The organism is Clostridium sp. NSJ-145 (assembly GCF_021044725.1).
Taxonomy (GTDB): domain Bacteria; phylum Bacillota; class Clostridia; order Clostridiales; family Clostridiaceae; genus Clostridium; species Clostridium disporicum_B.
Genome location: NZ_JAJNOS010000016.1, coordinates 19,390 through 34,906, shown reverse-complemented (window position 1 = coordinate 34,906; position 15,517 = coordinate 19,390). Strand labels below are relative to the sequence as shown.

13 protein-coding genes and 1 pseudogene are annotated in these 15,517 nt (G+C 27.9%); 10 read left to right on the top strand and 4 right to left on the bottom strand.

Annotation, left to right across the window (positions count from 1 at the left end; all coding sequences use genetic code 11):
* Window positions 1–173: 173 nt before the first annotated feature.
* From LQE93_RS13760 to LQE93_RS13735, 6 genes are all read left to right on the top strand, one after another.
* On the top strand, window positions 174–1,457 hold the full coding sequence (locus LQE93_RS13760; protein WP_231074057.1) for a DUF2812 domain-containing protein: 1,284 nt from the start codon (window positions 174–176) through the stop codon (window positions 1,455–1,457).
* A 126-nt stretch (window positions 1,458–1,583) separates the two neighbouring features.
* Window positions 1,584–2,618, top strand: coding sequence for a M20/M25/M40 family metallo-hydrolase (locus LQE93_RS13755; protein WP_231074056.1), 1,035 nt, complete (start codon window positions 1,584–1,586; stop codon window positions 2,616–2,618).
* Between the two features lie 97 nt (window positions 2,619–2,715).
* Window positions 2,716–3,264, top strand: coding sequence for a Uma2 family endonuclease (locus LQE93_RS13750; RefSeq protein WP_231074055.1), 549 nt, complete (start codon window positions 2,716–2,718; stop codon window positions 3,262–3,264).
* Between the two features lie 393 nt (window positions 3,265–3,657).
* Complete coding sequence (locus LQE93_RS13745) at window positions 3,658–4,140, top strand: hypothetical protein (protein ID WP_231074053.1); 483 nt, start codon at window positions 3,658–3,660, stop codon at window positions 4,138–4,140.
* Between the two features lie 490 nt (window positions 4,141–4,630).
* Window positions 4,631–5,389, top strand: a complete 759-nt coding sequence (locus tag LQE93_RS13740) for an EFR1 family ferrodoxin (protein ID WP_231074052.1) — start codon at window positions 4,631–4,633, stop codon at window positions 5,387–5,389.
* A gap of 45 nt (window positions 5,390–5,434) precedes the next feature.
* The gene (locus LQE93_RS13735) at window positions 5,435–8,254 is read left to right on the top strand and encodes a helicase-related protein (protein WP_231074050.1); all 2,820 of its coding nucleotides are present in this window, start codon (window positions 5,435–5,437) and stop codon (window positions 8,252–8,254) included.
* Between the two features lie 168 nt (window positions 8,255–8,422).
* Here LQE93_RS13735 and LQE93_RS13730 read toward each other — a convergent pair whose 3' ends face one another.
* Both LQE93_RS13730 and LQE93_RS13725 read right to left on the bottom strand, forming a co-directional pair.
* Window positions 8,423–9,100 carry a cadmium resistance transporter gene (locus LQE93_RS13730; RefSeq protein ID WP_231074049.1) on the bottom strand — a complete coding sequence of 226 codons (678 nt, stop codon included), beginning with the start codon at window positions 9,098–9,100 and terminating at the stop codon, window positions 8,423–8,425.
* A 122-nt stretch (window positions 9,101–9,222) separates the two neighbouring features.
* Window positions 9,223–9,687 carry a GNAT family N-acetyltransferase gene (locus LQE93_RS13725; RefSeq protein WP_231074048.1) on the bottom strand — a complete coding sequence of 155 codons (465 nt, stop codon included), beginning with the start codon at window positions 9,685–9,687 and terminating at the stop codon, window positions 9,223–9,225.
* Window positions 9,688–10,321: 634 nt separating this feature from the next.
* Here LQE93_RS13725 and LQE93_RS13720 point away from each other — a divergent pair.
* The gene (locus LQE93_RS13720) at window positions 10,322–11,080 is read left to right on the top strand and encodes a class I SAM-dependent methyltransferase (RefSeq protein WP_231074046.1); all 759 of its coding nucleotides are present in this window, start codon (window positions 10,322–10,324) and stop codon (window positions 11,078–11,080) included.
* Window positions 11,081–11,215: 135 nt separating this feature from the next.
* Here LQE93_RS13720 and LQE93_RS13715 read toward each other — a convergent pair whose 3' ends face one another.
* Together LQE93_RS13715 and LQE93_RS13710 are read right to left on the bottom strand one after the other, a co-directional pair.
* Complete coding sequence (locus tag LQE93_RS13715; RefSeq protein ID WP_231074045.1) at window positions 11,216–11,470, bottom strand: TipAS antibiotic-recognition domain-containing protein; 255 nt, start codon at window positions 11,468–11,470, stop codon at window positions 11,216–11,218.
* Window positions 11,461–11,739: a DUF2268 domain-containing putative Zn-dependent protease gene (locus LQE93_RS13710; RefSeq protein ID WP_231074043.1), complete on the bottom strand. Its 279-nt coding sequence runs from the start codon at window positions 11,737–11,739 to the stop codon at window positions 11,461–11,463. Before LQE93_RS13710 ends, LQE93_RS13715 begins: the two co-directional genes overlap by 10 nt.
* A gap of 190 nt (window positions 11,740–11,929) precedes the next feature.
* Here LQE93_RS13710 and hypF point away from each other — a divergent pair, with 190 nt between their 5' ends.
* The 3 genes and pseudogenes from hypF to hypD all read left to right on the top strand — a co-directional run bounded on the left by hypF (window position 11,930) and on the right by hypD (window position 15,509).
* Window positions 11,930–14,227 carry a carbamoyltransferase HypF gene (gene hypF / locus LQE93_RS13705; RefSeq protein ID WP_231074041.1) on the top strand — a complete coding sequence of 766 codons (2,298 nt, stop codon included), beginning with the start codon at window positions 11,930–11,932 and terminating at the stop codon, window positions 14,225–14,227.
* Window positions 14,199–14,420 carry a HypC/HybG/HupF family hydrogenase formation chaperone gene (locus LQE93_RS13700; protein WP_231074039.1) on the top strand — a complete coding sequence of 74 codons (222 nt, stop codon included), beginning with the start codon at window positions 14,199–14,201 and terminating at the stop codon, window positions 14,418–14,420. Before hypF ends, LQE93_RS13700 begins: the two co-directional genes overlap by 29 nt.
* A 10-nt stretch (window positions 14,421–14,430) precedes the next feature.
* Window positions 14,431–15,509: pseudogene (hypD, locus tag LQE93_RS13695) on the top strand (hydrogenase formation protein HypD).
* Window positions 15,510–15,517 lie beyond the last annotated feature (8 nt).

Sequence of the window (15,517 nt, the reverse complement as noted above, 5' to 3'; positions counted from 1 at the left end):
AATGCTAAAAAAATAGAGGGATAGAATAAGTAGCTAAAAGAACAAGTGAAACTTAATTATAATGTAGAATATGGAAGAAATTATGATATAATATGGTTATAAAGGTAAAATTTTAAAGAATTTACATATTGAATAATAGATTATATATTTGGTATAAAAAAGGGGTGAGAGGTTTGATAATAGGAAATAGAAAAAAGGTATTATTTAAGATTGTTCCATATGAGTATAGAAGTTTAGAGTTATATTTAGAGAAGATGGCTTTAAAGGGATGGAAGTTCGAGGATATACAAGGAGAGTTTTTAAGCTTTGTAAAAATAGATCCAACTCAAATAAGATATTGGGTAGATATAAATGATACTAATAAAATAAGAAATATTGAAGACACAATAAAAAATGGAGGGACTAATAAATTAGGGTGGAATTTGATTTATAGATACAATGAAATAGACATTTATTCTAGGGAAGATGGTGTTGAAGAAGTTCATGAAAAAATAAATCAAAAAGAAAAATTTAAAGATATAGCCAAATTGTCATTAAAAAATATTTCAATGACTTTGATAACTGTATTTTTACTAGCAGTTACTACATTATCAGATGAATTTGTCAATGTAATTGTCAATGATGATAAAATTATAATGTTAATTATCACTACAATGATAATAGTATATCAATTAACGCATATTACAAGCTTTGTTACCTGGTACATTAGAGGGAAGAAATCACTTAGGAGAAATGAGGAGGTTTCTTATAAGATACATTGGTTATCTAAAATTAGAATAGTAATTAATACTGTGGTAATAGTAAGCGGAATTACTGCTTTAATTTATTTAGGGATTTTAACTCCAGATAATAGTATTAATGAAATAATTGGAGTTGCAATGTTTTTATTAGTAATATTAATAATAATTAATTTAGTAGGAAAAAACTCAGGCAGTGTTTCAAAGAAAAGGAGAATTGATATTTTTAATATTATTGGATTGGGCTTATTAATATCAATCTTAATAGGAAGAAATTATATTCATAAAGATACAAATTATAATAATAATTATAATCTCAATAAGGAATTTAATTTAACTTTAGAGGATTTTAATGATAAATCAGTTAACGCTGGTAGGAATTACATTAATGAAAATAAAGGAACATTTGCATCACAGTTATGGTTTTACGATGAAGGCAGTAATGGGGATCTTGATTATAATTTCTTTGAAAGTAATTATAAATGGATAATGGACAAGTATTTAGAGGATAGAATTAAATGGATAAATACTTTAGGAAATTCTTCAGTTGAAAAAGTAAATTATAATGAAGTAGTTACATTATATACTTTGCAGGAAAGAAATTTTTATATGCTAGTTTCAGAAGACAAGGTAATTGATTTTATAAATTTAAATTATAGATATGATAAGGAAGAATTTATTAATAAAGTATATGAAGAAATATTCTTGGGCAAGAGTTAATTAAAGGTTAGATAATAACATAGGTAATAAAGAATATTATTTATATGTCTAATCAGAGTTAATGAAGAAAAAATACTAATATAATTAGGAAATAGTGGAATAAAGTTATGGAGGAGAGGAAGGACAATGTTTAAATTTAATGAAGAGTATGTAATACAAAAATTAAAGGAATTACTTGAGATTGACAGCACAACAGGATACTTTCGTCTAATTCAGAATTATCTTATAAATGAAATGGAAGAACTGAATATCCCAAGTGAAGAAGTACATAAAGGTGGACTAATTGCAGATATTGGTGGAGAAGGAGAACCTTTAGTGATAATGGCTCATGGTGATGACATAGGTCTTATGGTACGTTATATCAAGGATAATGGGGCACTTGTGGTAACTAATGTAGGAGGATTAAGAGAAGAGGATGCAACAGGGGTAATCTGTAGGTTACATACTCGTAATGGACATATTTATACAGGATGTGTGAGAAGGGTTCATTCTTGTGCACATGTAAGGCCAGATTCTGATAATAATGCGCCTTTAAATTATAATACAAACGTAGAATTTGTATTAGATGAAGATGTAAAGTGTAGACAAGATGTACTTGATTTAGGAATTAGAGTTGGAGATATAATAGCCTTAGATGCAGGTTTCCATATGAATAATGGATATATCACAAGCCGTTTCATAGATGATAAAGCTTGTATAGCAGTTTTACTCGGTGTTATGAAATACATAAAAGATAATAATATTGTATGTAAAAGAAATGTGAAAGCATTTTTTACAATGTTCGAAGAAATTGGTCATGGAGGAGCATGGCTTCCTGAGGGAACTAAAGATATTATAGCATTAGATATTGCTCCAGTTTCACCAACACAGGTATCAAGTGAGAAGAAAGTATCTCTGTTTGCGAAGGATTCAAGATTCCCATACCATTATGAAATGCTAACAGAACTAGTGGAAGCAGCTGAAAAAATTGGTGTAGATTACGAAATTGATGTATTTACACCAAGATATGGAACAGATTCAGATTTTGCTATAACTGCTGGTAACAATGTAAGACATGCGGCATTAGGACCAGGGACAAGCGGTAGCCACGGATATGAAAGAACTCATATTGATTCTCTAAATAATATGTATCAACTATTACTACAATATATAATTGGATAGTTACTATAAGAAATCAATTAACAAATAAACTTTCTGTTTAAGAAAAAGATATTTTAGGATATAATAAAAATATATATAAGTGGTTAGGAGGGATAGAATGGATATTATAAGAGATTATATATATACTGAAAGTGAGTTTGAAGAAATTCAAAAGAACTTTAATGGTAAAGCAGAATTTGATAATGGTTCTATCTTTTTAAGTTCAAATACATCTATTGAGCATAATAGAATTAAAAGAAAAATATTAGCAAAACTTGATAATTTCTTTAATGGTTCAAAATGTGAGCCGTTTGATGAGCAGATAGAAGTTATATTTAAAAATAATGAAGAGATTTATAAGTATAAACCGGATATTTTTGTTATGTGTGAGAACGCTACTAAAAAAGGAGAAAGTTTTACATCATCACCTAAAATTATTTTTGAGGTTGTTTCAAAAACTACAGCTTCTCATGATTATATAACTAAACTTGCTGTATATCAAAAGTTTAAAGTAGAGGAATATAATATAGTTGAACAAACAGGAAAGATAATACAATATGCTCTTGTAGATAATCAATATATTATATCTGATGTTTATAAAAATGATGATGTATATCAAAGCACTGTATTTAATGATTTAAAGATTAATTTAAAAGATATTTATTAGTATAAAAAATGAACTAAACATAGTCAACAGGTTCGGGTTTAGGATGAAAAACTTAAAATCGCAACTAAAATCACGTTAAAATTCACACTACTCTAAATTGATTATTTAAGTTAATTTAGAGTAGTTTTTTATTAAATTTTTATATAAAATCGTAAGCATAATTGAACTGATAATAATTTTATTAAAGTGGTAAAGTATCTTGCGATTTTAACTTAAAAATTATAACAAAAAAGAAGTTTTGGAATAAATTAGTAAATTATGTTAATATAATAGTGTGCAATTAACGAAGAACTGTATTTTTATGAGAAGTAGTTGGGGATTAGATTACTCTGTAAGTATAAAGAAGGACTTATTGTATTAGAACAGATAAATAAGTTTTAAGGAGGGGATTTGATGAAGATATTAAAAATGCTTTTAAGTACAATATTTTTAATAACTCTTATAGCGTGTACTGATAAAATAAATGATGATGATTTAAAAAGTATTATTGATGAACCTTTAGTAGGGTATATTTATGATGATAATACTAGTAGATACATTAATGAGGATAATGGAATTTGGTATATAAGAGAAAATGAGAAAAATATTATTCCTAAAGAAGAATTTGTAGAAAAAAATTCAATTATCAATTCAGAGAATTTTATTATTGAAAATAGAGAAAATTCTGTATGGGAATTAAGTGAAATACAGGAAGTAATAGTTGAAGTTAGAGATACTTTTTATAGCTTAGCAGATGAAAGCTATAGTAAACACTATAGAATGGATAAAGATTGGTACTATGAGCAAGTAAAAAAGCTAAATAATTTAGATGATATAGATATTATTCAATGGCATGAACCATTTAAATTACCTATATACATAGACTCAAAGGAATAGAGATAAATCTTAATTTAATATTAGAGTAATAAATTTTAAGATATAAACTAGCTTAAAAATATAGAGTTGACACTTATATTCTTTTTATAAGTGAAACATTTTAAAGTTATAGAAACTAAAAAGTCGGCAGATATGATATGTTTCCTTTATAGTAGACAGTTAAAATAATAAAAAACTGTTACTATAGAGAGGCATTTCAATACTGCCGACTTTGCTTTATTATTTTATTCTGGATTGGCTTGTGAAAATGCTTGCGATTTTCAATGTGAAAAACTTTTTTTTACTTCAAAACTGAAGATGTTGTAAACATAGTAAGTGTATTATTTTTGTAATTAAAGTTTTTCAGAGAAATATTCTTAAAAAGTGTAGTTTTTAGAATATAAAATTACTATAATGAAAAGTAAAGATTTTAAATGAGTTTTTATGTTAAATATATAAACGAAAAAATCTTTTATTAAGTATAAGATTAGTTTTATAGGAGGAATATTATTTGATTTTATTTTTTACCGGTACAGGAAATAGTAAATACGTAGCTAAAGCTATAGCAAATAAGATAAATGATGAGGTTGTATCTCTTAATAATGTAATAAAATATACAATGGCAAAGACATTTAGATCAGATAAGCCATTTATAATTGTAGCTCCAATTTATGCTTGGAGATTTCCAGCTATAATTGAAGATTTAATAAGTAAGGCAGAGTTTATTGGAAATAATGAGATATACTTTATTGGAACAATGGAATCACAATCAGGAAACTGTTATAAATATTGCAAAAAGATATGTGATAAAAAAGGACTAATTTTTAAAGGATTCTATGGAGTTAAGATGCCTGGAAATTATGTTATTTCTGAGGCTATGCCAGATAAAGATAAAGTAAATGAAATTTTAAATGCAGCAAATCCTGTTATTGAAAAGCTTGCAGAAAAAATTAAAAATGATGAAAATATTGAAAAAGACGATAAAACACCTTTTTCTTGGCTTTTATCTTCAGCTGTAAATGGTGCCTTTAATAAATTTATGGTTAGCAGCAAAAATTTTGTAGTTTCAGATAGATGTATTACATGTGGAAAATGTGAAAAATGTTGTCCAGTTAATAATGTTAAAATAAGAGATGGTAAACCTAAGTTTGGAGATAAATGTATTAACTGTTATTCATGTATTCATCACTGTCCAAAAGAAGCCATAAATATAAAAGGGAAAAGTGAAAATCATGGCAGATATCTTTGTCCAGAATATAATGAGAAATAGTTTTAAATATAATACTAAAGAGAAAATTGCAAAGGAAGTGATGAGATGGGTTCAAGTAAATGTAGTTTAAGAAAAGAAGTAAAAAATGAAATAGCTAAGTATATAGATTCTGAATTTACTATTGAAATGATTAAAGAGATTGTAAATTACATAAGAACAACTCATAGAGTTAAGATTGATGATTCTAGTTTTGATAAGTACAATCCAGAGTCTAAAGTTACTTTAAAAGATAATGGACCTTTTAATATATATGATTACATGTATGTAAAGGACTTTTTATATGAATTATCTTGGGAAGGTTCTTACGTTGAAGCTTTAGAAGAAATTGAGTTTTCTGATGAGTCTAAAGATAAATTTAAAAATGTTCAAAAGGTTAATAAAGGTGTATCAAAGTATATACCAAAGAAGAACGCTACCATTTCTGAAATAGTATATAAGTATGTTCCAAAGGATATTGCTGCTGTTTTATATGAAAAAGTAGAAAAAACTATGGAGCTGAAAAAAGGTGAATTATATAAAAGCTTTAAGAAAAGATATAATACAGAATATCTTTTTAATAGCGTAAGGTGGTACAAGAGAACTAGGGACGGAAAAGTTTATTATGATATAGACTTACAGGAACTAGATGATAATAAAAGGGTAAGATTAGAAGAGCAGATTAAAACTGAAATAGGCAATGCCTATAAGTCTAGATGGGGAAGTCATATTTCAGCCAAGGTGATTTCATTAGAAGATAAACTATTGTTAGATGTTTATAATGAAGGATGCAAGCTATTAGAAATCCCTAATGAATACTCTACAGAAATTGTAAAGGAAGAAAATAGCTACAATGAAGAAATCTTAGCTAAGCTTATGATAGAAAACTGCAAAGAAGCTGCGAAAGATTCAAAGGGGATAAATAGGCTTAAAGTTAAGGTTGTTAACTCTATTGATAGCAAGCTAAATAATCTTAATAGCATAAATATTTATAAGACAGATGACCATATGAAGCTGTTTTTAGAAAATGCTAGAGAGATGATTTTCGGATACTATAAAAGTGTTAATCTAAAAGGCTTTAATAAAGCTCTTATAGCTAAAGAAGATGATATTAACAAGCTTATAAGAAGAGTTGCAGTAGTTGAAAATATTATTTATGAGAAGTATTTAGAGGAAAATCCTAAAGCTCCATCTATTGATGATATGGAGGACTTTGAAGAATGTATCCCTTGGATATGTACTAAGGGGTTAATATGGACATCTGAAAATATCTATATTAAAAACAAAGTTAAAGATGAGATTGAAGAGATAATATTAGACAGTCCAATTGATGAATATGAAGAAGCAAGAAGAATGAAAAGACACTTCTATCTTCATGTTGGTGAGACTAATACAGGTAAGACATATGCAAGCATACAAAAGCTTATGGATGCAGAATCAGGTGTATATTTAGCACCACTTAGATTATTAGCATTAGAAGTTCAAGATAAGCTAAGAGGTGAAAATATAGCCTGTTCATTATTAACTGGAGAAGAAGAGGATATTATTTCATATGCATCACATATTTCTTCTACAATAGAAAAGCTACAGATTGAAACGCATTATGATATATGTGTTATAGATGAAGCTCAGATGATAGCTGACAAGCAAAGAGGATGGGCATGGACTAGAGCAATAATTGGGGTATTAGCTCCAGAAATTCATATATGTATGGCTCCAGAAGCTAAGGATATAATAATAAAACTTATAAAAGATTGTAAAGATACTTATGAAATTATAGAGCATAAAAGAGATACAGAGCTTATATTTGAAGATAAGAAGTTTGACTTAAATAAAGATGTTAAAAAAGGAGATGCTTTAGTTGTCTTTGGTAAAAAGAAAGCTTTAGCAGTTTCAGCACAGCTTCTTAATAACAATATAAAAACAAGCATAATTTACGGCTCACTGCCATACTCCACAAGAAAGAAGCAGTTTGAAAGATTTTTAAGTGGGGAGACAGAAGTAATAGTTTGTACAGATGCCATTGGAATGGGAGTAAATCTTCCTATAAAACGTATTGTCTTTTTAGAAACTAGAAAATTTGATGGTATATCTTTAAGAAAGCTTAGTGTTCCTGAGATAAAGCAGATAGCAGGAAGAGCAGGCCGTAAAGGAATTTACGATAAAGGCTATGTTACAGCAGCTACAGACAGTAACTTAATAAAGAATGCCTTAACAGCAGAAACAAAGAAAATAGATAAATGCTATATAGGAATTCCTGATTCACTTTTAGAACTAGATATAGATATTGTAGATGCATTAAAGACATGGAGCTTAGCAAAAGTTAAAGGATATTATAAGAAAGCAGATGTTACAACTATAATTTATCTTTTAAATAGATTAAAAGCTCTTAATATAAAAGCATCTAAAAGTGATATGTTAAAGATGGCAACAATTCCTTTTGAAGAAAATAATAAGACAGTAATGGCATTATGGGAAGAGTACTGCATTATGTATAGTGAAGGAGCAGTAAACTTAAAGAAGCCAAGACTTAAAAACATTGTAAATACAAAGAAAGAGCTTGATGAACTTGAGAGCTACTATAAATCATTAGAATTAAACTATTCCTTTGGAAAAAACTTTAATATGATGATAAATAATAGATATATTTCAAGTGAAAAAGAAAATACAGCAAATAAGATAAATGAGTTGCTTTTAACTAATCTACTTGACCATGAAAGAGTGTGCAAGGACTGTGGTAAAAAACTATCATGGGATTATCCAAGTGATAGATGTAGATTCTGTAAGGAAAAAATGATGGAGCTTAAAGGCGAAAGATTTAATTTTAGATTTAGGGAAAGAAGAAAACCAGACTTCAGAGCAAGAAGAAGCAGAAGAGGATATTATTAAATTAGCTTTGTTTTAAAATAATGTATAAAAAGGTATAGCATATAGGATGTCCAATAGGGACATCCTTTTAAATTGCAATATTTTTGAATTATGCACTAAAAAATACTGAATATTCATCTTTGAATAATGCGGTATTTTTATAAAACTAATTTTATATTTTTTTATATATTAGAATATTTTCTTATATATTAGTGGTATTGTACCAGATTTTATTATTATGAATATCCCTAATCCTATAAATATTATTGGAATAATTATATGTTTATATTTTTCAATGTTTCTTTGAATAAAGGGATATTCAGATAAACTTTTACCAATATAGCACCACAATGCTATAAGAAGAATAAATATTACCACTGTTATAAAAATATCCATTGAATTCATACTTGTAAAAAGTGGTATATAAATCCCTATATTATCCCCGCCATTAGCTAAAGTCATACTAGCTACTTTAAAAACACTGGGGTTAATCAAGCTTTTTATAACTTTTGTCATACTATTATCATTATTTTCTGTTGTTTTCTCTAAGTTATTATTTCTATTTTCTTGATCTTCTGTACTTTCTATACCTTTTCTCTCTTTTTTATATTTAATATATTCATTTATTCCTAAATATATTGGGGCTAGTCCAAGCAAACCTACATATTCATTTGGAATTATGGATATACCTAAAGCTCCTATAATGCTTATTGCTATTAAAGCACTTATTCCTAAGTACTGTCCAATAATTATATGACGTGTTTTCATACTATTATTTATTTGTGAGAAAAATAGCATAAGTACAAAAATATCATCAATATTTGTGGCTACAAATGAAGTTAATGCTGTTATTATTGTTCCAAACATCGTATCCCACCTTATAATAACTCATAATATAACATATTCATTAGACAACGTATTATTCAATTTTAAAAGAAGGTCTTTACTAATTACTTCGCAATAATATCATATTCATATTCTAAATTTCACTATAAATTAAATATTGTAGATTTCTCCATAACGTAATTTTGTAACAAAACCCCATTTCTTTCTACGGTCTGTTTTTTAATAACCTTGTATCCTCGCTTTTCAAAAAATGGTTTTGCTGTAATTGAAGCATATGTAGTTATTTTTTCAACATCAAAAATACTTTCTAATTTATCACAAATTGCAGTTGCAATTCCTTGATGTTGATAGTCCTTATGAACGTATAATCTATCTAGATATCCTGTTTTATCTATATCACCAAAACCAACTATAATTTCATCTTCAACTGCAACAACTGAAAAATGTGACATTAAAGATTGATTCCATTTCTCTAAATCGATAGACCCTGTTGCCCATACATTTAACTGTTCTTCTGTATAATCATTTGCATTAATAGAATGTACTGTATTGTAAAACAGTTCCGTTAACTCTTTGCAATCTGATGTTTCATACCTTCTTATAAGCATTCCTAATCCCCTTTGCAAATTCATATTTCACTAATAATTTAATACAATTATATAGCAAGTATACCGTAATTTATATATTAATTATAAATTACGGTATTATTTAGTTTTCAAAGATTATTTAGTTCGCAATAATATTATATTGTTCTCCTGATATTCACTAGAAATTGTAATTTATTTGGCTTTGTTTTAATAAATTGTTGAAATTCTATAGATGAAGAAATCGCTGAAAATAGGTTTAATAAGGGAAAGTGCTGTCCTTTAGAAAGAAATAAGTCTAAAAAATTCTTTATTCATACTAATTCAACACATTCTATATCTTTAATAAAGGATTTTAAGGTTATACAACCTATACATGTATAAAAAGTAAAATTTGTTCTAATTTTACTATTTTTAATATATATTAAATATAATGATTGATGAACAATTGTTATATTGTGCGAGTTAATCGTTTATTAAATTATTAAAATGAGAAATTGAAAGTGGATGAAATCTCAATATGAGAAAAGAGCGAATTAATTATTTGGTGCAGTTGTAATAACTGATAGTAGGTTGTGCCAAGAATAAATTTATATATACTATCAGTAAACTGTACCAATTTTCTATTGATAAAAAATATATGAAAAGAGGGACAGTTATGAATTATAGTGAATTAAAAGAGTTATGGAAAAAAGATGAGCAGGCTACATTTAAGGGATGGGATTTCTCTTACTTAGAAAATAGATGGGATGCTGAAGAGTTACCTTGGAACTATGAGGACATAGTAAAGAAATATTTAAATCCAGATTATAAATTATTAGATATGGGGACTGGTGGGGGAGAATTTTTATTATCACTTAATCATCCTTATAATAATACATCTGTTACAGAAATGTGGATACCCAATGTTGAATTATGCAAACAAAAATTAGAACCACTTGGAATTGAAGTAAAGCAAGTATTTAATGATTGGGAATTACCTTTTAAAGATAATACTTTTGATATAATTATTAATAGGCATGAGTCTTTTGATATTAAAGAAGTAAAGAGAATACTAAAGCCAGAGGGTATTTTTATTACTCAACAAGTTGGTGGAAAGAATAATGAGGTATTATCTAAGACATTAATAGAGGGGTTTAAGCCATTATATGCAGATAATACTTTGGAGAACACCTTGAAAAAATTAGAGAATAACTTCTTTGAAATTTTATATGCTAACGAATATTTTCCTTATCTACGTTTTAAAGATATTGGAGCAATCGTTTATTTTGCTAAGGTTATTGAATGGGAATTTCCTAATTTCTCTGTAGAAAATTGTTTTGATAAACTATGTAAATTAAATGAAGAGATAAATATTAAAGGCTATATAGAAAGTATTGAACACAGATATATAGTAGTTTGTAAAAAACAAAAATAATTATATTAAGATTAAGTTAGATATATAAACAATCTTAAACTGTTGCAATTCAAAAGGATGTCCACTTAGACATCCTTTTATGTTATACTTATTTCCACATTATTTTAAAACAAAGCCATTTATTTCTGTTTGGAGTTATGCTAATTTTCTGCAATAAATCTCAATCGCCGTAGCAATAAATGCAGCAGTACCTTCTCCGTTTTGGTCAATATTTTGGGTAAAACGTTCATCACCGATATACATCAGTTCAAGATAAGATAATATCTCTTTTGTACAATTATAAAAATTAGCGGTAATGTAACATTTCCATTTTTCCACAAGAGCTTGAGCTTCCTTGCTATTTGGTTGAATATGACGATTTTCGGCAATCTCATTTATTTTTACTTCCAAAAAGTCTCCGTTTCCTTTAAGATATCTGCGGTTGGTGTTATTGTTGCCTCATATATAGATTTTCCTGTCTTTTCTAAATAGTGTTGGATTAAAGCGTAACCGCAAGCATATCCACCATCAGTTTCTGATTTCAGTGGGATGCCTATACATTGCCACTTGAATTCAAAAGGTTTCATCAGCTCATATCGATAAATATTTTCTTTTTCTTCCTTTGATGCAGTCATCATTTTGCGAAAAATATCATCAGATCGAATTGCTTTAATATTCATAATTAAATCCTCATTTCGTATTTTAGCGTTGTGTTCGAACCACAATTAAAGAGTACACTATTACGTAACGTAAGGGTCAATGCTTTTTTTATATATTTTTAAACATGTATTGTTTAAACAGTTTATAAATATAAATAGAATAATTTCAATAATAATAAGAGATTAATATGTATTTTAAGAGTGTGATTATATGAATAAATTAAGAAAAGTTGTATTAGTTGAGGGGATAGTACAAGGTGTTGGATTTAGGCCGTTTGTATATAAGTTAGCAGCTGATTTTAAATTAAAGGGATGGGTTAATAATACTTCTTTAGGTGTTATTGTGGATATTGAAGGAAGAGAAGAGCAGGTTCTTTCATTTATAGAAATGCTAAAAAATAATACTCCATCATTAGCTAAGGTTTCAAATATAACTATTCATTCTAAAGAGTTAATTGGATATGAAACCTTTGAAATTAAATTTAGTGAAGAAGATGACAATATATCAACACTTATATCACCAGATATTTCAATATGTGATGATTGTAAGAAAGAAATTTTTGATGTTGAAAATAGAAGATATAGATATGCCTTTACTAATTGTACAAATTGCGGTCCTAGATTTTCAATTATAAAAAAGCTTCCTTATGATAGAAAAACAACTACAATGGAAGCATTTAAAATGTGTCCTCAATGTAAAAAGGAATATACAAATCCATTAGATAGAAGGTTTCATGCACAGCCTAACGCATGTCCAGAATGTGGTCCACAACTTTGTCTTGTAGATAATAAAAATCAAAAGATAGATACAAAAGATTCAATAAAAGAAGCTATATCTTTAATTAAGGAAGGAAAAATTTTAGCTATTAAAGGTATAGGAGGCTTTCATTTAGTTTGTGATGGTAGAAATTATGAAGCTATAAAGTTGCTTCGTGATAGAAAAAAGAGACCTTATAAGCCTATGGCAGTTATGGTTAAAGATTTAGAGGTGGCAAAGAAATATTGCTATTTAAGCAAAAGAGAAGAGGAGGTAATTTTAAGTAATAAAAGACCTATAGTTATCTTAAAAAGAAATATGGAGATACATCTACCAGATAATTTAGCTCCATATAATAAGACTTTAGGAGTAATGCTTCCTTATACACCATTACATTATCTATTATTCGATGAAGGAATAGAAATTTTAGTTATGACAAGTGCTAATATAAGTGGAGAGCCTATGATTTATAAAAATGAAGAGGCATTGGAAAGGTTAAATAATATTGTAGATTATTTTTTGATACATAATAGAGATATTTATTTACCTATAGATGATTCAGTAACGAGAGTATCTTTAAAAGATGAAAGAATAATTAGGGTAGCTAGAGGATATTCCCCTATTACAGTAAATATGAAAGGTTCAGGTAAAATTTTAGCTTGTGGCTCACATCTGAAAAATACATTAGCAATTTCTAAAGAAGATAATATTTTTATAAGTCAATATATAGGAGATATGGAAAATGCAAAAACTTATAATAGCTTTGAGAGAAATTTAAATAATTTTAAGCAGATTTATAAAATAGAGCCAGAAATAATTGCATATGACTTACATCCAGATTATTGGAGTAATGATTTAGTTAATAATTTTAAAGGTGAAAGAGTTGCAGTTCAGCACCATCATGCTCATATAGCAAGTTGCATAGCTGAAAATAATATTAATGAAAAAGTAATAGGTGTTGCATATGATGGGACAGGCTATGGAGATGACGGAAATATTTGGGGTGGGGAGTTCTTAATATGCAACTTACAGGAGTATAAAAGAGTAGGGCATTTAAATTATTTTTCATTACCAGGTGGAGAAAGTGCAATAAAAGAACCTTGGAAAATAGCATTATCTAAGCTTTATAAAACTTATAGTGAAGAAATATATGACTATTTACCTGAAGAGTTAAATAATAAGAAAACTAAGTTTATATTAACTATGATAAAAAATAATATTAACTGTCCTTTAACTTCAAGTATGGGAAGACTTTTTGATAGTATTGCAGCGTTGCTAGGATTTAATAGAAGAGTAACTTTTGAAGGTGAGGCAGCAATTTTCTTAGAAAATATATCAGATAAAACAAAGGTTGAAAGCTATAAATATGAGATAAATAAAATAAATGAAAAATATATTATTGATACAGATAATATTATAAAAGGGATAATTAGTGATATAAAAAGTAATATTGGTAAAGAAGTTATAGCTATTAAATTTCATAACTCAATAATAAATTGTACAGTAGAGATGTGTAAAAAGATAAGAGAAGAAAGCAATATCAATGCTGTGGCTTTAAGTGGTGGTGTTTTTCAAAATATTATACTTTTTGAAGGTATATATAATGGTTTGATATCAGAAGGTTTTGAAGTTTTCACTCATAAAAAAATCCCTTGTAATGATAGTGGGATAAGTTTTGGCCAATTAATGGTTGCAAGAGAAGCTTGTAAAGGAGAGGTTAACAATGTGTATAGCAGTACCAGCGGAAATTAAAAAAATCAATGGAGATATAGCTTTAGTAAGTTATGGTGGCGTAGCTTTAGAGGTAAATATATCTCTTATTGAAGAGCCTGAAATAGGTGACTATGTATTAATTCATGCAGGCTGTGCCATAGAAAAAATATGTAGGGAAGAAGCAATAAAGACTTTAGAAATTTTTAGAGAGTTAGCAGACGCTATGAATTAAGGTGAAAAGTATGAAGGAATTAATAGCATTTAAAAATCCTAAGCTAGTAAAAGAGATTTTAGAAAAACTTAAAAGGTTTAATAATGATGATATTACTATAATGGAGGTATGTGGCACTCATACAATGAGTATATTAAAAAGTGGTTTAAAGGAACTGTTACCTCAAAATATAAGGTTGATAAGTGGGCCAGGCTGTCCAGTATGTGTTACTCCTCAAGAGTATATAGATATGGCAATTGAATTATGTAAAAAAGAAAATGTTATAATTACAACCTTTGGTGATCTTGTTAGAGTTCCTGGGACTTACAGCCCCTTCAAAAGGAAAAAGCCTTAGGTAGAGATATAAGAGTAGTATTTTCACCATTAGATTCATTAGAGATTGCAAAAAGTAATCTGGATAAAGAAGTAGTGTTTTTAGGAGTTGGTTTTGAAACAACTGCTCCAATAATTGCACTTACTGTATATAATGCAAAGGAAAAAGGTATAGATAACCTTTCAGTATTAAACTCTTTAAAGACTATGCCTAATGTTATGAAAAGCTTAGTATCTAACAAAGAATTAAAGGTAGATGGATTTATTTGTCCAGGACATGTTGCAGCAGTTATAGGAGCTGAAGCTTTTGAAAATTTATCAATTGAAGAAAAATTACCTTTAGTTATAGCTGGCTTTGAGCCTTTAGATATTATTTCAGCCATATATAGATTAGTAGAAATGAAAGCAAATGGTGAAAGTAAGTTAGAAAATTTATATACAAGGATAGTAAAAAATAAAGGCAATGAGAAAGCTTTAAATATTTTAAATACTGTATTTCAATCATCAGATAGTCAGTGGAGAGGCTTTGGAATAATTGAAGGAACAGGCTTTAAATTTAAAGAAGATTATAAGGAGTATGATATTAAAAATAAGTTCAATATCAATATAGTAAACTCACAAATCAATAAAGGGTGCATTTGTGGAGAAATACTTAGAGGAGTTAAAGAACCATATGATTGTACATTGTACGGAAGTGTATGTACTCCATTAACTCCTATAGGTGCATGTATGGTATCAGAGGAAGGTACATGTGCAGCATATTATAAATATAACTAAGAGAGGTG

Coding starts and splice junctions, on each gene's coding strand:
- LQE93_RS13730 (WP_231074049.1), bottom strand. CDS start 9,100: ATGTTTGGAACAATAATAACAGCATTAACTTCATTTGTAGCCACAAAT.
- LQE93_RS13750 (WP_231074055.1), top strand. CDS start 2,716: ATGGATATTATAAGAGATTATATATATACTGAAAGTGAGTTTGAAGAA.
- LQE93_RS13755 (WP_231074056.1), top strand. CDS start 1,584: ATGTTTAAATTTAATGAAGAGTATGTAATACAAAAATTAAAGGAATTA.
- LQE93_RS13710 (WP_231074043.1), bottom strand. CDS start 11,739: ATGAATATTAAAGCAATTCGATCTGATGATATTTTTCGCAAAATGATG.
- LQE93_RS13700 (WP_231074039.1), top strand. CDS start 14,199: ATGTGTATAGCAGTACCAGCGGAAATTAAAAAAATCAATGGAGATATA.
- LQE93_RS13725 (WP_231074048.1), bottom strand. CDS start 9,687: ATGCTTATAAGAAGGTATGAAACATCAGATTGCAAAGAGTTAACGGAA.
- LQE93_RS13720 (WP_231074046.1), top strand. CDS start 10,322: ATGAATTATAGTGAATTAAAAGAGTTATGGAAAAAAGATGAGCAGGCT.
- hypF (WP_231074041.1), top strand. CDS start 11,930: ATGAATAAATTAAGAAAAGTTGTATTAGTTGAGGGGATAGTACAAGGT.
- LQE93_RS13735 (WP_231074050.1), top strand. CDS start 5,435: ATGGGTTCAAGTAAATGTAGTTTAAGAAAAGAAGTAAAAAATGAAATA.
- LQE93_RS13745 (WP_231074053.1), top strand. CDS start 3,658: ATGAAGATATTAAAAATGCTTTTAAGTACAATATTTTTAATAACTCTT.